Here is a 20,977-nt window from a genome sequence, read left to right as displayed (position 1 = left end):
CTGCCCATTGAAGAAACTGATCCGGCAGGCTGCGCCTGCCAGAAAATCAGGCTGGATTATTTATAACCAGCGCGATCCATCAGTTTAACAGCCGCACCCTGCAACTCGCCAGCTTTGCTCATATTGATCAGGTTTTGTTTGAACGGACCCCAGTTGCTGACCAGTACATCCGCTTTGACTTTCGGATTCACCGGGAACTCCAGATCCTTGTCTGCGTACAGGTTTTGCGCTTTCTCGCTTGACAACCATTCCATCAATTTTAGCGAACCGGCTTCATTTTTGGCATAACGAGTCACACCAGCGCCCGATACATTCACATGAACACCATTGGTTTTCTGGTTAGCCCAGAACAACTTCACCGGATAAGCTTCGCGTTTGTCGGCGGGCATTTTGTCCAGAATACGACCGAAGTAATAAGTATTGACGATGCCAACAGCACATTGGCCTGCAGCTACGGCCTCAATCAGCTTGGTGTCGTCAGGAAATACGTCGGTTGCCAAATTGGCCACCCAGCCGCGAACCAGCTGCTCGGTTTTCGGCTCGCCGTGCTGGGCAATCATCATCGCAACCAGTGACTGATTGTAGACTTTCTTGCTGGTACGCAGACACAGCTTGCCTTTGAATTTAGGATCGGCCAGATCTTCATAAGTCGATAATTGCTCAGATTTGATCAAACTTGGATTGTAAACCATGGTCCGTGCACGCACCGACAGGCCGTACCACTGGCCTTTCGCATCGCGCAAATGCGCCGGAACATTGTCTGTCAGCGTTTTTGAATTTACTGTTTTGAGCAAGCCCATATTCGACGCCTGCCACAAATTACCGGCATCAACCGTAATCAGCATATCCGCTGGCGTATTGGCACCTTCAGCCTGCAGGCGCGCCATCAACGGGCCTTCCTTGTCGGTCAGCACTTTGACTTCTACGCCGGTTTCCTTGGTATAGGCGTCAAACAGCGGCTTGATCAGCTGCTCGTTACGCGACGAATACACCGTAACGGTTTCGGCGTTCGCCAGTGCGGCGGTCAACACCAAAGCTGAAAGAAGGATCTTTTGCATGATTTATTTCCGAAGCGATGAAATTGCTCTTATTAGATCACAAAGAAGAATGATTCTCAACAACAATAGCCCCTAATTTCCACGTCAAACTCATACCGCCAGCCCAAACCTTGAGCTGGCGAACTTGCTGAAAACCAAACCCGATTCAAGCTAATTCAATAATTCCCGCAAGCTACGCAGCACAGGTAAAATCGCGCCCAATCAATCATTATCTTGCAAACATACTTCTGCTTATGACCATCGACTTTGCCGCACTCAAGTTGCTTCGCTATCCGGGCAAACATGCCAAAGAGTTACGCGCCTGGGATGCGGCTGACGAATATTTGTCCGACTTCCTCGCCGCAGAGGCGAGCGTCGTACTGGTCAACGATGCTTTTGGCGCCCTGCATTGTGCGGCGGAAAGCAAGCAAGCCAAAGCCATCTACCATATCAACGACTCCTGGTGTTCGCAAAAGGCGATTACAGTCAACGCCCGACAGCAAGCATTCAGCCGCTGCGCCGGTCAATATGCCGATCTGGCGCTGGTCAAAATCCCCAAGTCACTCTCCTTGCTCGCGGCACAATTGCAAAAACTGTCCAGCCAGATTGATGCACCGCTGACTTTGTATTTTTCCGGCATGCAAAAACACGTCAGCAACGGTCATCTGGACGCGATCAAGGCGCAATGCGCTGAAGTCGAATACCTGCCGACGCAGCGCAAGGCGAGGATGTACAAGGCGGTATTGAATCCGGAGACTGATTTGAACGCCCAACTGACGCCTTTTGTCGTTCCGATTCCCGAGTTGGAAATTGAATTGCACAATGTCGCGGGCGTTTTTGCCGAGCAGAAAATCGATATTGGCTCACGATTTTTTATCGAACATTTTGACCGCCTGCCCGCAGTCAATTCGGTAGCCGACGTCGGCTGTGGTAATGGCCTGCTGTCGCTCGCCTACCACCGCTTGCACCCAGCCGCCCGCCTTTCCTTGTTTGACGAATCGCTGGCGGCGGTCGAATCGGCCAGAATGAGCTTTTCACACAACGCGCCAGACGCGCTGGTGACGATCACACATCATGATGGTTTGGCCGATATTGAGCAAAAGTTCGACCTGATCCTGATCAACCCGCCTTTTCACCAGCAAAACACCGTTACGACCGATATTGCGCTCTCGATGTTTGAACAGGCCAGAGCGTGCTTAAATCCAGATGGCGAACTCTGGATCGTCGCCAACCGGCATTTGAATTATCAGAAAGACTTGAAGCGCTGGTTCAAGCGGATTGAATCCGTGGCGCAAAATGCGAAGTTTGTGATTATCAAAGCGATGAAATAAATTTAAAAACCAAGTGACTAGCATGGTTAGTTTTGGTGAATCATGAAAATTATTGTACAAAATGCTGCCGAGCACGCATTCAATCGCAATGAAATGGAAGCAATGTCTTTATTGTTTCCAAACAGCTGGTCGCGTTCAGTTAAAGAAATTCTTTTGTGTCATGGACGTGAGATAGCAATTAGTTTTTTTCCAAAAGAGCAGAGTATTAGTTTTAGCTGCCCTTTATCCAGAAGCGAATTTGCGTCAAAGAAAGAGGCAATTACTGAACTACTCATACATTTGGCTATGATTGCCGAATCAAAAAAACTTCCACGCCACATGAGTACAGCTGAACGTAGCAGATTGTTGGATGAAACTTACAATTTGTGTGAAAAGTGCCTAGCAATTATCGCGTAAATTCTATTCAGAAAAATAAAATGACCGACATAAAAAAACGCCCCCGTGGCCGCCCTGCTCTTTCTGGCAAGGCAATGAGCGTCGCCGAGCGCAAGCGACGTTCTCGTGCCTTGCAGGTGATGCGCGCAACGCAGGATCACAATCAGCGTTTGCCCAAGGCACTGTCGGTCGAGATCGACGCCAGCCTGCATCAGCGTTTTCGCAAATATTGCGAGGCCAATGGACTGACTCAGGCTCAGGGTCTGGAGCATTTGCTCTCCCAATTGCCAGTATAGGGGTATATTCGTACAAGTCATTCTGGATATAAGCTGGATTGATATACCAGCCAATGTATATCAATCCAGATGAATCAAATCCGCTCGAAAACGATTACTTTCCCAGAACCAGCGCAGGAAATCCGGCTTCGATCGCTTCGGCGGTGTTGAGTGTGCGGATTTGCTGGAATAGCGCTTCAGCTTCGGGGTAATGACGGCGCAAGTAATTGAGCCATTGTTTGAGCCGCCCGGCCTGATATTTCGGATAGCAATGCGTCAAGACCTGCTGCCAGAAAACGACGAACAAGGGCATCAACTCTTCCCACTCAAGCCGCTTGCCGGTCTTGGCTTCCAGCGCCAGCCCCGGATTGGCGACGATGCCGCGCCCCAGCATGATGTCGTCGCAATTTGAAATTTCACGGCAGCGATGGAATTCTTCAACGGTCCAGATTTCGCCGTTGGCGACGACGTTGAATTTGACGTTTTCCTTGATCGTCGCAATCCATTCCCAGTACGCAGGCGGCTTGTAGCCGTCGGTTTTGGTGCGGGCGTGAACGACCACTTCGGCGGCACCCGCGGCTTCAATCGCCTGCGCGCAGGCAATCGCTGGCGAGGTGTCGGTATAACCCAGCCGCATTTTGGCTGTGACCGGGATTTGCGCTGGTACAGCGTCGCGAACGGCTTTGACGATCTGATAAATCAGCTCGGGCTCGTCGAGCAACACCGCGCCGCCGCGATGACGATTAACCGTTTTGGCCGGACAGCCAAAGTTCAGATCGATGCCATGCGGATTGAATGTCGCCAGCCGCGCGGCATTTTCGGCCAGACAGACCGGGTCGGAGCCGAGCAATTGCACACGAACCGGCACACCCGTTGCCGTTTTGCTCTCGGTTAGAATCTCAGGCGCGATGCGCTCGAAAGTGCGATTGGGCAGCAAGGTACTGGTGACGCGGATGAATTCGGTCACGCACAAATCAATGCCACCAGTGCGCGTAATCACGTCGCGCAATACGCAATCGAGCAGGCCTTCCATCGGGGCTAATAAAATTCTCACAACGCAGCCGTCAAACAGATAAAAACGCATTTTACCAGAGCGGCGCAGCTTTCTACGGCAGGCTTGATGACGAACTTGAAACCGCCTTGCTGGGGGGCTTGACAGGGGAACGATCGTTCAATACGCTAACAGAACGAATGTTCAACAGGATCAAATCATGGCCAACCCGAACCGCGATCATGAATATCTGGGCAAATTGCAGGACTATTACACCGATTACCGCAGCATTCCCTCCTACGCCGTGATTGGCGAATTGCTGGGTATGGCGTCAAAGTCGGCTGTTTCTGCGCTAGTCAAGCGCCTTACCCTGGCGGGGTATATTGAAATGACGCCAGATAAGCGCCTTGCGCCGACCAAGCGTTTTTTTGAGCGTGAGCTGGCCGATTTCAACGTCCCGGCCGGTCTGCCTGCGGCCGCCAACGACGCGATGAGCGAGTCGATTTCGCTCGATGAATATTTGATGCCGCGCCCGTCGACGTCGATCATGATCAAGGTGCGCGGCGATTCGATGATGGACGCCGGTATTTATGACGGCGATCTGGCCGTGATCGAAAAACGCCACGCAGCCAACGTCGGTGATCTGGTCGTTGCCGTGGTCGATGGTGAATATACACTCAAGGAATTGGGGAGAGACAAGCAAGGTTATTACCTGATTCCGCATAACGCCGACTTTTCAATCATTCGCCCCTCAGAGAGTCTGGAAATTTATGGCGTGATGGTGGGATTGATGCGCAAGTACCGATAAAACCACGCGGGCGCGGGAAAATGCCGCTGCGATTCAAAGCCGACAGCGGTAAAATGAATGATCAATCAAATCAGGTATCCAGTGTGACCGACTCAATTTCCGCCGCTCAGGCGTCTCCGCTTGGCAAAACCGTCAGTTATATCACCGAATATGATCCAAGCTTGCTGTTTCCGATTCCTCGCCAGGGCAAGCGCGATGAAATCGGTATTGGCGCGACTTTGCCTTTTATCGGCCTGGATATCTGGAACGCTTATGAGGTATCGTGGCTGAATCCGCGAGGCAAGCCGCAAATTGCGCTGGTGACTTTCCAGATCCCGTGTGACAGCGTCAATATTGTCGAGTCCAAGTCATTCAAGCTCTACCTCAATAGCTTTAATCAAACCAGAATTGACGGCATCGCCAAACTGACAGAGATTTTGCAGACCGATATCAGTGCAGCGGTTAAAGCTCCGGTGCAAGTCAAAGTAAGCGAACCTGCGCAATTTGACGGGCTGCGCTTTGGCGAGCTCAAAGGCTTTTGCATCGACAACCTCGATATCGAAGTCAATGACTATTCGCCGCAGCCGCAACTGTTGCACTGCGATGAGGCCGACGGCACAACGACTGAAACACTGACATCGAACCTGCTTAAATCCAATTGCCTGGTCACCGGTCAGCCAGACTGGGCCAGCGTGCAAATCCAGTACGTTGGCAAAGCAATCAACCGTGAAAGCCTGCTGCGTTATCTAATTTCATTTCGTAATCACAACGAATTTCACGAGCAATGCGTCGAACGGATTTTTGTCGACATCATGCGCGCCTGCCAGCCGATGAAACTGGCGGTTTATGCCCGTTACACGCGCCGCGGCGGACTCGATATCAATCCGTTCCGCAGCAACTTTAACGCGGATTTTCCGTCTAATCTTCGCGGTGCACGTCAATAATTCCACTCTATTTTTCACGCTAGGCATACAGCCGTGTGAACATTTTTTGGCGATATTAAAGAGGTTGATATGACCGAAATTGCAACTTTGGCTGGCGGTTGTTTCTGGTGTCTTGACGCCGTTTTTCAGCGTGTACGGGGTGTGAAATCGGTCAAATCGGGATACATCGGGGGGCATGTCTCTCACCCTCAGTATCGGCAAGTCTGCGACGGCAATACCGGCCATGCAGAAGCCGTTGAAATTGAATTTGACGCTGAGCAAATCAGCTACCGCGAATTACTCGAAGTTTTTTTCGCGATCCACAACCCGACAACGCTTAATCGTCAGGGCAATGACGTAGGATCACAATATCGCTCGGCGATTTTCTATCACAGCGAACAGCAGCAAAGTGCTGCGCAAGCCGTGATGGCTGACACCGCCAAAGCGTGGCCCATGCCTCTCGTGACCGAGTTGAATTCGGCGAGCCGGTTCTGGCATGCTGAAGTCGAGCATCAGGATTATTTCAATCAGCATCCGTATCAGCCGTACTGCAGGGCGGTCGTCGCACCAAAAGTGCAAAAATTCATGCAATCATTTTCGCAATTACTCAATCAGCCATCATCCTGATGCCATTTGAACTTGAACGAAATAAACGTCCGCCGATTTTTACCCGGCAATCGTGCCTCGCAACAGTTTTTCAATGCACGGTTAGGCTATAATTGCCGTTTTCCCTAACATTTTCGCGCCATGTCGCCACGCCTAGAGCTCCTTCATCCCTACCCTTTCCAGAAACTGCGCCAGCTTTTTGCCGGTATCACGCCCAATGCGGAACTCGCCCACATCAATCTGTCGATTGGTGAGCCCAAGCATCCGGCACCGCAGTTGGTTAAAGATGCATTGATGAACAATCTGGCGGGTTTGTCGAGCTATCCGGCGACGTTAGGCTCGGACGAATTGCGCCAAAGCATTAGCGAATGGATTGCACGGCGCTATAACGTTGCTGCGCCCAATGCCGCAACGGAGATTTTGCCGGTCAACGGCAGCCGCGAAGCATTGTTTGCCTTTGCTCAGGCGGTGATCGATCCAACAGCAAAAAATCCTGTTGTTCTCTCACCCAACCCCTTTTATCAGATTTATGAAGGTGCAGCGCTGCTCGCCGGTGCCGAGCCATGGTTTGTCAATTGCCTGGCAGAAAATCGTTTTCAGCCTAACTGGGATAGCGTTCCTGATGAAGTCTGGACGCGCACGCAACTGGTTTTTGTCTGCTCGCCAGGTAATCCTACTGGCGCAGTAGCGTCGCTGGACGATTGGGAACGCCTGTTTGCACTGTCGGATCAATATGGTTTTGTCATCGCTTCGGATGAATGTTATTCCGAGATTTATTTCGGTAATGACAAGCCTTTGGGCGGGCTCGAAGCCGCAGTTAAATTGGGCCGTGATTTCACGCGACTGGTGATGTTCTCGTCCTTGTCCAAGCGCTCGAATGTACCCGGTATGCGCTCGGGTTTTGTCGCTGGCGATGCGGCCATCATGGCGAAATTCCTGCTGTACCGCACTTATCACGGCTGCGCGATGAGCCCGATGGTGATGACGGCCAGTGCCGCCGCCTGGCGCGATGAAGACCATGTGATCGAAAATCGCGCGCAATATAGCGCCAAATTTGCCGCGGTCACCCCAAAGCTGGCTGGAGTGCTTGATGTGGCATTGCCCGACGCGGCGTTTTATTTGTGGGCCAAAATTCCAGACCACTTTGTCGGCACGCACACCACCAGTAGCGATGAAGAATTTGCACGCCGCCTGTTTGAAGAGGAACACGTCACCGTGCTGCCGGGCTCGTATCTGGCGCGCGAAGCGCATGGAATTAATCCGGGGCGTGGCTATGTGCGTATCGCGCTGGTTGCGCCACTGGATGAATGCATCGCTGCTGCAGAGCGGATTGTCCGCTTTTGCACCCCTTAATCATTTGTAAACAGTTAACTTAACGGAGTCATTATGAGCAATCTGCAATCCATCATCGAAACCGCGTTTGAAAACCGTGCCGACATTACGCCGAGCAATGTCTCTGCCGAATTGCGCGACGCCATTAACGAAGTGATCAATGCGCTGGATAAAGGCCAGCTGCGCGTGGCCGAGAAAACCTCCGGTGACTGGGTAACCAATCAGTGGGTGAAAAAAGCGGTTTTGCTGTCTTTCCGCATTAACGACAATGTCGTGATGGACGGTGGCTGCACCAATTACTTCGATAAAGTGCCAAGCAAGTTTGGCGACTACACCGAGGCGGATTTCCGCGCAGGTGGCTTCCGCGTGGTGCCCAATGCGATTGCGCGCAAAGGCTCGTTCATCGGCAAAAACGTCGTGCTGATGCCTTCGTACGTGAACATCGGCGCTTTCGTTGACGAAGGCACGATGATTGATACCTGGGCAACGGTGGGCTCTTGTGCGCAAATCGGTAAAAACGTTCACCTGTCTGGTGGCGTTGGCATTGGCGGCGTTCTGGAGCCGCTGCAAGCCGGCCCAACGATTATCGAAGACAACTGCTTTATCGGCGCGCGCTCGGAAGTGGTTGAAGGCGTGATCGTTGAAGAAGGCTCGGTGATTTCAATGGGCGTGTATATCGGCCAGTCAACGCGCATTTATGACCGCGAAACGGGCGAAGTGACTTACGGTCGCATCCCGGCTGGTTCAGTTGTGGTATCAGGCAACTTGCCTTCAGCCGATGGCAAGTACAGTCTGTACTGCGCGGTGATTGTGAAGAAAGTCGATGCGAAAACCCGCTCTAAAGTGGGTATCAACGAATTGTTGCGCGGCATCTAATATTGTAGGGGTATTGCTCTACAGCTAAGACTTCACCTTGCCTATGGAGCAATACCCATGATGATGCAGTAATAAAAAAGCCAGTCACTCGACTGGCTTTTTTATTTGGGGGTGTGAAGAAATGGGCTTAGAGTACGACGTCGCGCGTCACACCGTAGCGACGCAAAATACGGCGCAACTGATCAAGTGCCTCGATCTGGATCTGACGCACCCGCTCGCGGGTCAGGCTTAAATTGGCAGCCAGATCTTCCAGCGTACAGATCTCGTAGCCGTTCAAGCCGTAACGACGCTCGATCACCATGCGCTGCTTTTCATTGAGCTGCTTCATCCACTCGCGCACATAGCGCTCGACTTCTGAATTTTGCAAAGTGGTTTCCGGGCCATCGTGCTGATCATCAGGAATGGATTCACCGATGGTCAGCATCGGATCGATATCCAGCGGGGCATCGAGCGAGGCAACACGTTCATTCAAACCCATGACACGGCGAACATCGTCAACATCCTTACCGACCAGATGGGCAATATCTTCGATACTCGGATCATGTCCCAACGTTGCTTCAAGGTGGCGCTGGGCGCGCAGATACACGTTCAGCTCCTTGATGACATGCACAGGCAAACGAATCGTACGCGATTGATTCATGATCGAGCGTTCGATGCTCTGACGAATCCACCAGGTGGCATAAGTCGAGAAACGGAAACCGCGTTCCGGGTCGAATTTTTCCAGCGCATGCATCAGACCGATATTGCCTTCTTCGATCAGATCGAGCAGCGTCATGCCCCGGTTGATGTAATGCTTGGCGATATTCACGACCAGGCGCAGGTTGTGCTCGATCATTTTTTGCCGGGCAGCAAAATCACCCTGAACGACTCGGCGCGAGAGAGCGCGCTCTTCATCTGGCGTGAGCAATTTGCATTGCCCGATTTCATTCAGATAAATTTGCGTCACATCACCAGTGCTTTCACTGACGTAGCGTTCGGGATCCTCCTTGGCTTCCGCCTCGATTTCTTCCGCTTCTTCGTCTAGTTCAGCCTCAGCTTCGAGAACTTCAACGTCGTCAATAATGAGGTCTTGCTCAATGGTTTGTTCACTCATGATTTATTCTGTCGCGATGAATTTGCCGGGGTCCACGGGTTTTCCACCTTTACGGATTTCAAAATGCAACTTCACTTGATCCGTATCGCTCTTGCCCATTTCAGCAATTTTTTCACCTTTTTTAACGACATCTCCCTCTTTGACCAGCAATTTATCGTTATGAGCATAGGCACTCAGATAGCCATTACTGTGTTGCAATATCACCATCTTGCCGTAGCCGCGCAATCCTGCACCAGCGTAAACTACCTTTCCTTCGGCTGACGCAACAATAGATTGCCCAAGTTTCCCTGCAATATCAACGCCTTTACTTTCAGCGCTAAAATTGCGCAATATTTTCCCACTCGTCGGCATGCCAAATTCAACCGAACCACTACTTGTGGCAGCAGCTGACGCTGTAGCTGAAGCGCCTGATTTCTCAGGGCTTGCAGCCAAGGTGGCCGATGCAGCTTTGCCGGCAGGCTTGGCGGATGGAGCAGGTAATACAGCTGATGCCGCTTGTTGTTTTACCGCAACTTTCCCCTCACTCGCACCTGACGCCATCGTTACCGCAGCCTTCGCGCTATAGGGCTCTTTTAATGCTTTAGGTGAGGTTTTTACCGCCACCGGCGCACTGGCCACAACTGCAGAAACTGGAGATGGAGCTGGAGCAACATCGCTCAATGGTGTGATCGTGACACCCGCATCACCGACAGGTGCCGACAAAACAAGAACTTGCCCAACCTTGATATTGGCATCGGCCAATTTGTTCCAAACCATCAAATCCTGATAAGCAACTTTATTGTCGCTGGCAATACGATAAAGCGTGTCGCCTTTTTTAACCACATAGGCATTTACCCCATTGACATTGCTCGTCGTGGTGCCTGGGCGTGCAATTGCAGCAGAATTATTAATATCGACATTGCCATCAATAATCGGTGCCGGTGCCGTGCGCGACGTCGCGCAGCCTGTTAGCAAAATCACTGACGCAATCAGGGTTAAACAGTCAATGCGCACACACATCTCCTACGGCAAAAAAGAAAGCAGCTCCCGCGGCATGCACCGGGCAGCAAAAACGAATGGATAGTTTACACGCGCAGGAAGCAAAACTCGCGCTCAACATGCCCCTAAAGCAGTTGACGTTTGTTTTATGATCAGAAGCACACACTTCCTCTCAACGCACGCGGCTTTTGCCAAGCCCAGAATCAGACCTGCGTATTCGAAACTCAGGCAACTCCGGGCAATAAAGGAACGAACAATACTTTTTCCAGGCGGCTTTCGAGAAAGTCATCACCTTGTCGTTCGATCATCCGCAATTCCTGCTCTTGCGAGCCGACCGGAAAAATCAGCCGTCCGCCATCGGCAAGCTGGCTGATCAGGTTTTCCGGCACTATCGGCGCGGCGGCGGTAATTAGAATGACATTAAAAGGCGCCAGATCTGGCAAACCGCCACTGCCATCGGCGTGACGCAGCCGGGCATTATGCACACCAAGACGGCTCAGTCGTTCACGGGTATTACGAACCAGTCCGCCGATCCGCTCGATACTGTGTACCGTTTTGAATAATTTGGACAACACCATGGTCTGATAGCCACAACCGGTGCCAATTTCCAGCGCAAGTTTGCGCTCGGGAACGGCAGCAGCCAGCTCGCTCATCCGTGCGACGATATAAGGCTGAGAAATAGTCTGGCCAAAGCCAATCGGCAGCGCAGTATCGTCATAAGCTTTGTGCGACAGTGCTTCGTCGATAAATTCATGCCGAGGAATATGCCCCATAATTCCCAGCACTTCTTCATTGCTAATACCTTGTGCGCGCAAGCGTTCGACAAGTCTGGCGCGGGTTCGCGCCGAAGTCATTCCGGTTCCAGCAGTTGTTGCCATCATGCATTCATCCAGATCATGTATTTATCCAGTTAGTGATGAAATCCAGCTGCGGATAAGCGGTCAGATCGACCCAAAGCGGAGTCACCGAAACAAAACCGCGCGCTACCGCGTCAAAATCGGTGCCTTCGCTGGCATCGGCAATATCACCGATAGGCCCCACCCACCAGATCGTATCGCCACGCGGGTTATTACTGCGAATCACCGAAGTCGATTTATGCCTGCGCCCCAAGCGCGTCACGGCATATCCTTTCAATTCCTCATAAGGCAGATCGGGTACGTTGACATTGAGCAGCACCGCGCCACGAAACGGTTCGCGCTTATAACGCTGCACCAGCTCGCACGCCACACGCGCCGCCGTATCAAAATGAACCGGATTACGCGACGCCAGCGAAATGGCAATCGATGGAATTCCGAGCAGAAAACCTTCGGTGGCAGCAGCCACAGTACCGGAATAAATCGTATCGTCACCCATATTGGCACCATGATTGATGCCGGAAACGACCATATCGGGTGGCGTTTCCATTAATCCGGTGGCGGCCAGATGGACGCAATCGGTCGGCGTGCCATTGACGTAATGAAAACCGGATGGCGAGGTACGAACCTGCAGAGGTCGATCGAGCGTCAGCGAATTGCTCGCACCACTGCGATCGCGTTCGGGAGCGCAAACCAGTGCATCGCCCTCGTCGCCCAAGGCCATCGCCAATGCAGCAATACCGGGGGCGAAATAACCATCGTCATTACTGATCAAAAAACGCATATTTTTCTCCGTTGCCGCATTCTAACTGGAACACAAGGCGCGGCAAATCGCGATCTCAACCGCGTTGCAGTCGTGTAGCACCCGCCCAGATTCCAGCACCAGCGATCAGCAGCATGCCAAGCAACGACAAGACGGACAAACGATCACCCCAGATTCCCCAGGAAAACAGCGTCGAGAACAATACTGTCAGATAAGCCAGGCTGACGACGACCAGCGAGCGTCCCTTGCGATATGCCCGGGTCATTGACAGCTGCGCCAGCGTCGCCGCCACACCCATGCAGATCACGATCACCCAGCCATGCAAGCTCGGCCAGTGCAAGGCTTGCGGCTGAAACAGCATCCAGCACGCCGCGCCCAGCGTTGAAACCAGCGAGAAATAGAAAACAGTACGCCATTCAGGCTCGCCCGCCTTACCCAGCTCGCTGACATTCAAATAGGCAATGCTGGCCAGCACGCCAGAGCCCAGCCCCAGCAGACCCGCCAACCATTGATCATTGCTGATCGTCGGTCTGAGCAGCAGCACCACGCCGGCAAAGCCGAGCAAAACACTGCAAATCTGGTTCCAGTGCGGCCATTGCCGTTGCTGCAAAGTCAGTACCAGCACAAAGAAAATCGGCGAGGTGTAATTGAGTGTGACTGCCGTTGCCAGCGGCAAATGGCTGATTGCATAAAAATACAGCATCAACGCAATAAAGCCGGAAATGCTGCGACTCAGATGCAGTTTCAAGCTCGTACGGCTGACTTTCAGCGACTGACCACGCAAAGTCACGATGATGCCAATGCCGATCAAACCGGCGGCGCAACGATAAAACACCAGCTCTGCCGTTGAAAAAGTCTGGCTACCCAGTTTGACAAACACACCCATCACAGCAAAAGTCAGACCTGCCATCACCATCCAGAATGGGCCAGACTGCTTGGCGCGTGCGATGCCGTCGAACAATAATTTTTTCATCTATACCCATAGGATGTATTGCCACGCAAAGCAATATCATCAATTAATACAGCTCCATACCCATAAATAAAAAAGGCAGCTTGCGCTGCCTTTTGCTCAACTGCTAATTATTCTAACTTGCTGATGGCATCACCCAGTTCGCGGCGCAGGAACTGGTGAAAATGTCGCATTCCGTCTTCCATCGGGCTCTGATAAGGCCCGACCTCATTGCGGCCCGCTTGAAACAACACCTTCCGCCCCGCTTCCATCCGGTTGATAATTTCAACGTCTTCAACCGCTGTTTCGGCATACGCCGCCTGTTCGGCAGCAATAAAATCGGGTTCGAAATAAGCGATGTCTTCGGGATAATAAAACTCGACAACATTCTTGTAACTGCGTGGTCCGGTCGGAATAATCGTCGAGATCACCAGTGTATGCGGATACCACTCGACCGTGATATTCGGGTAATACGTTAGCCAGATCGCGCCATGCTTGGGCAAAGCGCCCTGACCATAGCGTTTGACCTGATTGGCCCATTCTTCGTAGGTTTTCGATCCGGGGCGCGCCAGCGCATTGTGCACACCAACCGTTTGCACCGAATACCAGTCGCCAAACTCCCAGTTCAGCTCGTTGCACTCGACAAACTTGCCTAACCCGGGATGAAATGGCACGACGTGATAGTCTTCGAGGTAGACCTCGATAAAGGTTTTCCAGTTACCTTGATATTCATCGACCTGCACGCTGTGCAGGACGTAACGAGAAAAATCGAGGTCTTTGCGAACGCCCAGATTTTTCAAATCGCCTTCGATATCGCGACCGTTATTTTCAAACAGCAGACCGTTCCAGTTAGTCAGCTCGGTTTGCGGCAGATGTAGACAAGGATTAACTGGAAAATGTGGTGCGCCGAGTAACTGGCCGTGCTGATCGTAAGTCCAGCGGTGCAAAGGGCAAACGGTATGCGCAGCATTGCCACGCCCGGTCAGCATGCTGGCCTGACGGTGACGACACACATTGGAAAAAACTTTGACGCCCTGATCGGTACGTTTGAGATAGCGCGCGCCATTATCAGCTTCGAGTACATGATAATCGCCCGCATTGGGCACCATCAGCTCGTGGCCAATATAGCGCGGGCCTTTGGCAAATAAAGCTGCCAATTCGAGCTGATACAATTGCTCGTCAAAATAAGCGGCGACAGGCAGTGGTGTCTTTAAATCCAGCGAAGCCTTGATGGCGTCAGTCGCTGTAGCCAGATTGGACATAATCCAATACCCCCTGGGCTAGAAGGTCTTGCCACTTTGTACACGGAAAAACCATGTAACGATGGGTGGGCAAGCCATCAGAAAAATAAATCGCCAGCCAAAGGCCGACCCGAAAAAAGCCGGCCATTATTGCAGAATTCACCCCCGGTCGCAATTAGGCCGCGGATTCAATGATTTAGTTATCCGGCTGCTTGATCCAACCAATTGCTCTGGCACTGGTTTCACCGATCAGCACTTCATCGAGTGAAACCGGAATCACGGAGCGATTTTCATCGAGCGCAATTCGCCCAGCCATCAGCTCGGCCTTGCTTTGCGGATACAACGGCACCTGCTCGGGTTCGGCAAAGCCTTGCGGAAAAATCGGCTGATTGCTGGCTCGATCATAATGATCGTTTGCACCGTAAATATGCAACAATTCATGTGCAATCACGACCTGGTTACTGCCTTCCATCGCAGAGGTTGCAAACAGATTGGCCAAGCCCAGGCGGGCTTTGGCAATCCCGATTGAGTGCGGCAAGACCGCCCCCGGCTCTCCTTCGTGATACAACAAATAAATCCGCGCATCGGGTTTGACCGCCGTTTCGGGCGTATGGCGCCACGCCCACCAGCGTAACTGCAAGCTCCACCACATCGTTGCAAGCATCGACGGTTTTGATGGCATCGCAGGCGGTGCAACGCTGATCGGAGGCCCTGCCATCACGCGAATTGGCGTACTGAGCTTTAACCCATACGCCTCGGCCTCGCGACTGAAAAACTGCTGCATGCCCTGCCAGCTATCGCCATTGATCGACTTGATATATTCAGAGGTATATTCATCAACGCCAGTATCAACGGGATATAGATAGACATACTGCCCCACCTTCCATTCTGCCGCCTTGTCCTGAGTGCGCCAGGCGCTCAGCGCAACGCTGAGTAAAATCATTAACAGAATCGTAACGCGGATTTTTTTGAACATGGGCTGGGGCTGATTAAGGAAAGAAAATATAAAAAAACCCGGCACCAAGGCCGGGTGATAAGACATTAATTGCTGGTGACCGGAATTTTGCCGATTTTGGCCTGCCACTCTTTCGGCGCGATCGCGTGCACCGACGTACCAGTCGAATCCACTGCCACAGTCACCGGCATATCAACGACGTCGAACTCGTAAATCGCTTCCATGCCCAGATCTTCAAAGCCCACCACGCGGCTGCCCTTGATCGCTTTGGAAACCAGATACGCTGCGCCACCAACGGCCATCAAATACACCGACTGGTGTTTTTTGATCGACTCGCACGCCGCCGGGCCGCGCTCGGCCTTGCCGATCATGCCAAGCAGCCCGGTTTGTTCGAGCACCTGATCGGTAAACTTGTCCATCCGCGTTGCGGTCGTCGGGCCAGCCGGGCCAACCACTTCTTCGCGTACCGGATCAACCGGGCCCACGTAATAAATAAAGCGGCCAGCAAAATCAACCGGCAGTTTTTCGCCTTTGTTGAGCATTTCGACCATGCGCTTGTGCGCTGCATCGCGGCCAGTCAGCATTTTGCCGTTCAGCAGCAGCGTCTGACCCGGTTTCCAGCTCGCCACTTCTTCACGCGTAACGGTATTCAAATCAACACGGGTTGCGGCGGCTGACGGCGTCCACGTGACTGCTGGCCAGTCTTCGAGTTTCGGCGCTTCGAGTTCGGCCGGGCCTGAGCCGTCGAGCGTGAAATGCACATGACGCGTTGCCGCGCAGTTCGGAATCATCGCCACTGGCAGACTGGCTGCGTGCGTTGGGTAGTCTTTGATTTTGACATCCAGCACGGTTGCCAAACCGCCCAAGCCTTGCGCTCCAATACCGAGCGCGTTCACTTTTTCGTACAGCTCGATACGCAATTCTTCGACACGGTTTTGCGGGCCACGCGCGATTAGCTCGTGAATGTCGATTTCTTCCATCAACGCTTCTTTGGCCATCACCATCGCTTTTTCGGCAGTGCCGCCGATACCGATGCCGAGCATACCTGGCGGACACCAGCCCGCGCCCATCAATGGTACGGTTTTCAATACCCAATCAACGATGGAATCGGATGGGTTAAGCATGACGAATTTGGTTTTGTTTTCCGAACCGCCGCCTTTGGCCGCGATGTCGATGTCAACGGTATTGCCCGGTACGATTTCGTAATGAATTACGGCAGGCGTGTTGTCTTTGGTGTTTTTGCGACCACCGGCCGGGTCCATCAGAATCGACGCACGCAGTTTGTTATCCGGATGCAGGTAAGCGCGGCGAACGCCTTCGTTGATCATGTCGGTCACCGACATCGTCGCTCCTTCCCATTGCACATCCATACCGACGCGCACGAATACCGTCACAATGCCGGTATCCTGACAAATCGGGCGGTGGCCTTCGGCGCACATGCGGCTATTGGTCAGAATCTGTGCAATCGCATCTTTCGCAGCCGGGCTTTCTTCCGCTTCGTAGGCTTTGCCGAGTGCCTGAATATAATCTTTCGGGTGGTAATAGCTGATGTATTGCAGACTGTCTGCGATACTGGCGATCAGATCGTCTTGGCGGATCTTGGTCATGATTGGGCTCCGTGGGGCGTGAAGTAAGTAATGCTACAAAAGGATCCACGCAAGGCGCAAAGCCGAAGACAGTACAAATAGTACGGCGAGGCACGGCAGCGGGGGAACTTTTGTCTTGCTACTTAGCGATATGCATCGTGGGCGCGATTGTAGCAAAATTGACCTCACTACGGACAGCGACACAGTAGGATTTAATGTCTTCAAACTCTAGTCAACTCATTGAACGCTATCTGGCCAGTCAACCGCAGTTCGACACCAGCGCCTTGCTGCGCCTGATCGTCAACGGGCAAGCGCTCGGCTGGCTGGAAATGCCCGTCGCTAGTGTCTTGAATCAATTTGATTCGCGCTTTGCGCTGCAGACGAACACCGTCGTTGTTGAGCTGGAAAACCCGCAATTGCAAGACTTGATGAACGCCGCTGCGCTGCATTTGCGCGCAACCGGCTGGATCAAAGTCTGGCGCGACGAGTTATACGCCGTTCACCCCCCTATCGAAAACGGCCAACTTGATACCACGACGACGCTGTTTACGCTCGAGCGCGGCGCATTCCGCCGTTTTGGTCTGTGCAGCAAAGCGGTGCACATCAATGGCATTAGCCACAATGGCGATTTATGGCTGGCTCGCCGCTCACCCACCAAGGGTATAGACCCGGACAAGCTGGATAATCTGGCTGCTGGCGGTATACCCCAGGGTGAATCTGCAGCGGAGTGTGTTGTACGCGAGCTGGCCGAGGAAGCTGGAATCAACCAGCACATCGCACAGCAAGCGGTCTACATCGAGCAAATCCGCAGCACGCGCAATGAGATCGACGGCACACACGACGAGATTTTGTATTGCTACGATCTGCAACTGCCCGCCGAGGTGATTCCGCACAACACCGACGGGGAAGTTGCGGCCTTTCATTGCGTCAGCATGGCCGAATGCGCCGCGCGGCTGCCCGAAATGACCTGGGATGCCGGCCTAGTGACCGCGCGGCTGCTGACTCGACTGGCAAGCACATAGCCGGCTAGCCGCGTCACTGAAAAGACATCGCATCTGCCGCGTGTCTGAAGCCTCAAGGCAAAACTTGATCTGGATCAAACTCCGAGATTTTCGCCCGGGGCTGGCGGGGTGATGGGCGATAAAATCGCGCCCATTACGATTAACCTGCCACCAGAGCCACAACACGATGTTGAAAGCCCCCGAACTCCTCCTCCCCGCCGGTACGCTAGACCGGATGCGCGCCGCCTATGATTTTGGTGCCGACGCCGTTTATGCCGGGCAGCCACGCTACAGCCTGCGCGCGCGCAATAATGAATTTGGCCTGGAAGAAATTGCGCTCGGCATTGAAGAAGCGCACGCACGCGGCAAGAAGTTTTTCGTCGCCAGCAATATCCTGCCGCACAACTCAAAGATCAAAACCTATCTCGCTGACATGGAGCCGGTGATCGCGATGAAGCCCGACGCGCTGATTATGGCCGACCCCGGCTTGATCATGATGGTGCGCGAACGCTGGCCCGAGCAGGTGATTCACCTGTCGGTGCAAGCCAATACGGTGAACTACGCCGGGGTGAAATTCTGGCAATCGCTGGGTTTGGAGCGGGTGATTCTGTCGCGTGAGCTGAGCCTCGATGAAATCGAAGAAATCCGCCAGCTCTGCCCCGATATGGAGCTGGAAGTGTTTGTTCATGGCGCGCTGTGTATCGCCTACTCCGGCCGCTGCCTGCTGTCGGGCTATTTCAATCACCGCGATCCAAATCAGGGTACGTGCACCAACGCCTGCCGCTGGGATTACAAAACGCACGACACAATCGAAGACGATGCGGGTGATGTCCAAGCAAAATCACAGGTCATCCAGTTTGACTTCAACAAAGCCATGTCCGAGGGCAACCAGAACTTCGCTGCTTGTGGCGGTGCAGAACGCCATCCACTGGCCGACAAAACTTATCTAATCGAAGAAGGCAATCGCCCCGGCGAGCTGATGCCGATTATGGAAGACGAGCACGGCACCTACATCATGAACAGCAAAGACCTGCGCGCCGTGCAGCATATCGAGCGGCTGGTCAAAATGGGCGTCGATTCGCTGAAAATCGAAGGCCGCACCAAATCGCTGTACTACGTCGCGCGCACCGCGCAGGTCTATCGTCAGGCCATTGACGACGCCGTTGCCGGCCGCCCATTCAACCCAGCCCTGCTCGCCGATTTGGATGGACTGGCTAATCGCGGCTACACCGACGGCTTCTACCAGCGCCACTACACGCACGAAGCGCAAAACTACCTTGACGGCCACTCCAAAGCCAAACGCAGCCAGTTTGTCGGCGAAATCATCGCCAACAACGATGGCTGGGCACGGATTGAAGTGAAAAACAAATTTTCACTCGGCGACACACTGGAAATCATCCACCCCAGCGGCAATATCGAAGTCAAAATCGAGTCTATGCGCGATAAAAACGGCAAGGACATCGCAGTTGCGCCGGGTAATGGCATTCAGGTGCAAATCCCGCTGGCTGCGCAATACGACAAGGCTTTGCTGGCTCGGTTGTTTTAACCGTTGATTTAATTAAAAAAGCCATCCGCGTGGATGGCCTTTTTCAATTTTTGGGTGCTTGGGAATGTTGGGCTGCGCAGGCTTAGCCCAACCCCTGCCGTACAATGTACTTACTTGCCGTGCGATACTCTGAAAACCTCTCCAGTTGACTTGGAAATTTCTATTTCAGCGACGCCCCCTTTAGCATCTTCTGGTAATGTTCCAACAACAGTCCATACCCCATTTTTTAATGAAGCATTAAATGGTCTTTCTGATTTAATTATCGATACTCCATAAATAGTCGAAAGAATTGCTTCTGCCACATTAATAGCAGTACGTTTATCAGGAACAAAACCATTTTCTGGGACATATGAGTGCTTCATAGCTTCATTTGCATATAAACTTGATGCTAAGAATGAAGAAATAGTTAATACACTAAACGATAAAAATATAAGTCTAATCATAATGCCCCACTCTTAATTTTCGTCAAATTCCGAATCGTCGTAGCTTGGGCTAAATTTGTGCAGCACCGTAACTCGTTGCGCCGTAGGGCGTAATCGTCAAAGGCATTACGCCGCATAGATGAGATGTACGTCATCCGGTGTATTGTTGCTTCAATATCAGCCGTCGAATACCCCTACTCTTCACCAATCTGCCGATACAAAAACACCAGCATCGTAGCTTGCTGCATCGCGTAGAGGCTTGCGTACGATTGCACTATGCACCTAGCGACTGGGTGGCGTAACTGGCGGAAACTCGTATTGATTGGCATCGATGATTCGCTTGTAGGTGCCATCCGCTTTCATCGCTTTGAGGGCGTCTTGCCATTTTTTTGCTTCGGCATCGCTAAAATCTGGTGAGGCGGCTAGTTGTGCTGTGGCACGGTGTATCACCACGCCGCGACGCAAATCTTTCCGGCTCAAACCCGCGTTGCGCTGGGCGATCAAAATGGCATTCCAGACGCCGATCCAGACATCGATCCGTCCGTGGCTGAGTTTTTTTGCATTAAATTCTTCTTTGGCGACACGTTCGATACCAGGAAACGCTTGCTTGCTCGCCACAATGTCACCTACGGCAGAGCGCAGCACACCAATACGCAAATTTTTCACAGCTTCCAGACTGCTGATATCAAATGTACTGTTACGGTTGGCAACCACAATGATTTCGTCTTCTGTTAATTCCGTGATCCACTTGAATTTCTGCTCGCGTTCCGGATTGCGTGCCACAGGAAAAACCAAGACCGAAGAACCTTCACTACCACTCTTCAGCGCCCGAGGGTACGGTTGAATTTCTATTTTTCCCTTGTAGCCCACACGTTTAGCCATCTCCATGACCAGATCGTAATCCGCGCCTTTCATTCCTGCTTCGGTCATACTGGCATGACCGGGAACTTCGCCAACCACGAGTTGGACATCTGCCAGAGTAAACGCTGACAGTAGCATGCCAATACAAGCCAAAATGCGCATTTATTCCCCTCTTGTCCAACTAAGCACAGCAAG

At 52.5% G+C, this 20,977-nt stretch carries 22 protein-coding genes; 10 read left to right on the top strand and 12 right to left on the bottom strand.

The features are described from left to right. Positions 1–56 precede the first annotated feature (56 nt). Positions 57–1,058, bottom strand: a complete 1,002-nt coding sequence (locus ACG2XO_RS12150; RefSeq protein ID WP_410498253.1) for an extracellular solute-binding protein — start codon at positions 1,056–1,058, stop codon at positions 57–59. 233 nt (positions 1,059–1,291) lie between these two features. Between ACG2XO_RS12150 and ACG2XO_RS12145 the strand changes: the two genes are divergently transcribed. The 3 genes from ACG2XO_RS12145 to ACG2XO_RS12135 are packed head-to-tail and all read left to right on the top strand — an operon-like array spanning position 1,292 to position 3,039. Then, positions 1,292–2,368: a class I SAM-dependent methyltransferase gene (locus ACG2XO_RS12145; RefSeq protein WP_410498252.1), complete on the top strand. Its 1,077-nt coding sequence runs from the start codon at positions 1,292–1,294 to the stop codon at positions 2,366–2,368. Between the two features lie 42 nt (positions 2,369–2,410). Continuing rightward, entirely contained in the window at positions 2,411–2,764 is a 354-nt protein-coding gene (locus ACG2XO_RS12140; protein ID WP_410498251.1) for a hypothetical protein, read from the top strand. A 20-nt stretch (positions 2,765–2,784) separates the two neighbouring features. Beyond that, a complete protein-coding gene (locus ACG2XO_RS12135) occupies positions 2,785–3,039 on the top strand; it encodes a RepB family protein (protein WP_410498250.1) in 255 nt (84 codons plus the stop codon). A 94-nt stretch (positions 3,040–3,133) separates the two neighbouring features. On the opposite strand, the gene ACG2XO_RS12130 is transcribed toward ACG2XO_RS12135, so the two are convergent. Next, positions 3,134–4,072, bottom strand: a complete 939-nt coding sequence (locus tag ACG2XO_RS12130; protein ID WP_410498249.1) for a tRNA dihydrouridine synthase — start codon at positions 4,070–4,072, stop codon at positions 3,134–3,136. A gap of 157 nt (positions 4,073–4,229) precedes the next feature. On the opposite strand from ACG2XO_RS12130, the gene ACG2XO_RS12125 reads away from it, so the two are divergent. The 5 genes from ACG2XO_RS12125 (at position 4,230) to dapD (ending at position 8,533) form a co-directional block, all read left to right on the top strand. Further along, positions 4,230–4,817, top strand: coding sequence for a LexA family protein (locus ACG2XO_RS12125; protein WP_410498248.1), 588 nt, complete (start codon positions 4,230–4,232; stop codon positions 4,815–4,817). A gap of 20 nt (positions 4,818–4,837) precedes the next feature. Next, positions 4,838–5,740 carry an NADPH-dependent 7-cyano-7-deazaguanine reductase QueF gene (gene queF / locus ACG2XO_RS12120; protein ID WP_410498247.1) on the top strand — a complete coding sequence of 301 codons (903 nt, stop codon included), beginning with the start codon at positions 4,838–4,840 and terminating at the stop codon, positions 5,738–5,740. A gap of 69 nt (positions 5,741–5,809) precedes the next feature. Beyond that, positions 5,810–6,346 carry a peptide-methionine (S)-S-oxide reductase MsrA gene (msrA, locus tag ACG2XO_RS12115; RefSeq protein ID WP_410498246.1) on the top strand — a complete coding sequence of 179 codons (537 nt, stop codon included), beginning with the start codon at positions 5,810–5,812 and terminating at the stop codon, positions 6,344–6,346. A gap of 120 nt (positions 6,347–6,466) precedes the next feature. Continuing rightward, complete coding sequence (gene dapC, locus ACG2XO_RS12110; protein ID WP_410498245.1) at positions 6,467–7,678, top strand: succinyldiaminopimelate transaminase; 1,212 nt, start codon at positions 6,467–6,469, stop codon at positions 7,676–7,678. Between the two features lie 33 nt (positions 7,679–7,711). Further along, positions 7,712–8,533, top strand: a complete 822-nt coding sequence (gene dapD / locus ACG2XO_RS12105; RefSeq protein ID WP_410498244.1) for a 2,3,4,5-tetrahydropyridine-2,6-dicarboxylate N-succinyltransferase — start codon at positions 7,712–7,714, stop codon at positions 8,531–8,533. Between the two features lie 127 nt (positions 8,534–8,660). Here the strand turns inward: dapD and rpoS are convergent, their stop codons facing one another. From rpoS to ACG2XO_RS12065, 8 genes are all read right to left on the bottom strand, one after another. Beyond that, positions 8,661–9,626: an RNA polymerase sigma factor RpoS gene (gene rpoS / locus ACG2XO_RS12100; RefSeq protein ID WP_410498243.1), complete on the bottom strand. Its 966-nt coding sequence runs from the start codon at positions 9,624–9,626 to the stop codon at positions 8,661–8,663. Positions 9,627–9,629: 3 nt separating this feature from the next. Further along, positions 9,630–10,619 carry a peptidoglycan DD-metalloendopeptidase family protein gene (locus tag ACG2XO_RS12095; RefSeq protein WP_410498241.1) on the bottom strand — a complete coding sequence of 330 codons (990 nt, stop codon included), beginning with the start codon at positions 10,617–10,619 and terminating at the stop codon, positions 9,630–9,632. A gap of 209 nt (positions 10,620–10,828) precedes the next feature. Then, positions 10,829–11,458, bottom strand: a complete 630-nt coding sequence (locus ACG2XO_RS12090; RefSeq protein WP_410500258.1) for a protein-L-isoaspartate(D-aspartate) O-methyltransferase — start codon at positions 11,456–11,458, stop codon at positions 10,829–10,831. A 40-nt stretch (positions 11,459–11,498) separates the two neighbouring features. Then, a complete protein-coding gene (gene surE / locus ACG2XO_RS12085) occupies positions 11,499–12,242 on the bottom strand; it encodes a 5'/3'-nucleotidase SurE (protein WP_410498240.1) in 744 nt (247 codons plus the stop codon). A 55-nt stretch (positions 12,243–12,297) separates the two neighbouring features. Beyond that, the gene (locus ACG2XO_RS12080) at positions 12,298–13,194 is read right to left on the bottom strand and encodes a DMT family transporter (RefSeq protein WP_410498239.1); all 897 of its coding nucleotides are present in this window, start codon (positions 13,192–13,194) and stop codon (positions 12,298–12,300) included. A gap of 107 nt (positions 13,195–13,301) precedes the next feature. Further along, positions 13,302–14,432, bottom strand: coding sequence for an aromatic ring-hydroxylating oxygenase subunit alpha (locus ACG2XO_RS12075; RefSeq protein ID WP_410498238.1), 1,131 nt, complete (start codon positions 14,430–14,432; stop codon positions 13,302–13,304). A gap of 175 nt (positions 14,433–14,607) precedes the next feature. Beyond that, positions 14,608–15,387, bottom strand: a complete 780-nt coding sequence (locus ACG2XO_RS12070) for a hypothetical protein (RefSeq protein ID WP_410498237.1) — start codon at positions 15,385–15,387, stop codon at positions 14,608–14,610. A gap of 65 nt (positions 15,388–15,452) precedes the next feature. Continuing rightward, a complete protein-coding gene (locus tag ACG2XO_RS12065; RefSeq protein ID WP_410498236.1) occupies positions 15,453–16,973 on the bottom strand; it encodes a fumarate hydratase in 1,521 nt (506 codons plus the stop codon). A gap of 194 nt (positions 16,974–17,167) precedes the next feature. On the opposite strand from ACG2XO_RS12065, the gene ACG2XO_RS12060 reads away from it, so the two are divergent. After that, complete coding sequence (locus tag ACG2XO_RS12060; protein WP_410498235.1) at positions 17,168–17,974, top strand: DUF4743 domain-containing protein; 807 nt, start codon at positions 17,168–17,170, stop codon at positions 17,972–17,974. Positions 17,975–18,143: 169 nt separating this feature from the next. Beyond that, positions 18,144–19,499 (top strand): tRNA 5-hydroxyuridine modification protein YegQ, encoded by a 1,356-nt coding sequence (yegQ, locus tag ACG2XO_RS12055; RefSeq protein WP_410500257.1) that lies wholly within the window; start codon positions 18,144–18,146, stop codon positions 19,497–19,499. Positions 19,500–19,609: 110 nt separating this feature from the next. On the opposite strand, the gene ACG2XO_RS12050 is transcribed toward yegQ, so the two are convergent. Next, a complete protein-coding gene (locus tag ACG2XO_RS12050; protein WP_410498234.1) occupies positions 19,610–19,942 on the bottom strand; it encodes a YbbC/YhhH family protein in 333 nt (110 codons plus the stop codon). Between the two features lie 261 nt (positions 19,943–20,203). Beyond that, the gene (locus ACG2XO_RS12045; RefSeq protein ID WP_410498233.1) at positions 20,204–20,944 is read right to left on the bottom strand and encodes a substrate-binding periplasmic protein; all 741 of its coding nucleotides are present in this window, start codon (positions 20,942–20,944) and stop codon (positions 20,204–20,206) included. Positions 20,945–20,977 lie beyond the last annotated feature (33 nt).

It is taken from the genome of Chitinibacter sp. S2-10 (assembly GCF_046530675.1).
Classification (GTDB): domain Bacteria; phylum Pseudomonadota; class Gammaproteobacteria; order Burkholderiales; family Chitinibacteraceae; genus Chitinibacter.
Note: the sequence above shows the minus strand (reverse complement) of the source record. Positions and strands in the feature narration are given on the sequence as shown.

What these genes read in the sequence shown, in the direction of transcription:
- ACG2XO_RS12065 (WP_410498236.1), bottom strand. Translation starts at nt 16,973, where the DNA reads ATGACCAAGATCCGCCAAGACGATCTGATCGCCAGTATCGCAGACAGT.
- ACG2XO_RS12050 (WP_410498234.1), bottom strand. Translation starts at nt 19,942, where the DNA reads ATGATTAGACTTATATTTTTATCGTTTAGTGTATTAACTATTTCTTCA.
- dapC (WP_410498245.1), top strand. Translation starts at nt 6,467, where the DNA reads ATGTCGCCACGCCTAGAGCTCCTTCATCCCTACCCTTTCCAGAAACTG.
- ACG2XO_RS12090 (WP_410500258.1), bottom strand. Translation starts at nt 11,458, where the DNA reads ATGACTTCGGCGCGAACCCGCGCCAGACTTGTCGAACGCTTGCGCGCA.
- ACG2XO_RS12075 (WP_410498238.1), bottom strand. Translation starts at nt 14,432, where the DNA reads ATGTCCAATCTGGCTACAGCGACTGACGCCATCAAGGCTTCGCTGGAT.
- ACG2XO_RS12145 (WP_410498252.1), top strand. Translation starts at nt 1,292, where the DNA reads ATGACCATCGACTTTGCCGCACTCAAGTTGCTTCGCTATCCGGGCAAA.
- rpoS (WP_410498243.1), bottom strand. Translation starts at nt 9,626, where the DNA reads ATGAGTGAACAAACCATTGAGCAAGACCTCATTATTGACGACGTTGAA.
- ACG2XO_RS12045 (WP_410498233.1), bottom strand. Translation starts at nt 20,944, where the DNA reads ATGCGCATTTTGGCTTGTATTGGCATGCTACTGTCAGCGTTTACTCTG.
- ACG2XO_RS12135 (WP_410498250.1), top strand. Translation starts at nt 2,785, where the DNA reads ATGACCGACATAAAAAAACGCCCCCGTGGCCGCCCTGCTCTTTCTGGC.
- ACG2XO_RS12150 (WP_410498253.1), bottom strand. Translation starts at nt 1,058, where the DNA reads ATGCAAAAGATCCTTCTTTCAGCTTTGGTGTTGACCGCCGCACTGGCG.
- ACG2XO_RS12080 (WP_410498239.1), bottom strand. Translation starts at nt 13,194, where the DNA reads ATGAAAAAATTATTGTTCGACGGCATCGCACGCGCCAAGCAGTCTGGC.
- ACG2XO_RS12140 (WP_410498251.1), top strand. Translation starts at nt 2,411, where the DNA reads ATGAAAATTATTGTACAAAATGCTGCCGAGCACGCATTCAATCGCAAT.
- queF (WP_410498247.1), top strand. Translation starts at nt 4,838, where the DNA reads ATGCCGCTGCGATTCAAAGCCGACAGCGGTAAAATGAATGATCAATCA.
- ACG2XO_RS12125 (WP_410498248.1), top strand. Translation starts at nt 4,230, where the DNA reads ATGGCCAACCCGAACCGCGATCATGAATATCTGGGCAAATTGCAGGAC.
- surE (WP_410498240.1), bottom strand. Translation starts at nt 12,242, where the DNA reads ATGCGTTTTTTGATCAGTAATGACGATGGTTATTTCGCCCCCGGTATT.
- dapD (WP_410498244.1), top strand. Translation starts at nt 7,712, where the DNA reads ATGAGCAATCTGCAATCCATCATCGAAACCGCGTTTGAAAACCGTGCC.
- msrA (WP_410498246.1), top strand. Translation starts at nt 5,810, where the DNA reads ATGACCGAAATTGCAACTTTGGCTGGCGGTTGTTTCTGGTGTCTTGAC.
- ACG2XO_RS12070 (WP_410498237.1), bottom strand. Translation starts at nt 15,387, where the DNA reads ATGTTCAAAAAAATCCGCGTTACGATTCTGTTAATGATTTTACTCAGC.
- ACG2XO_RS12060 (WP_410498235.1), top strand. Translation starts at nt 17,168, where the DNA reads ATGTCTTCAAACTCTAGTCAACTCATTGAACGCTATCTGGCCAGTCAA.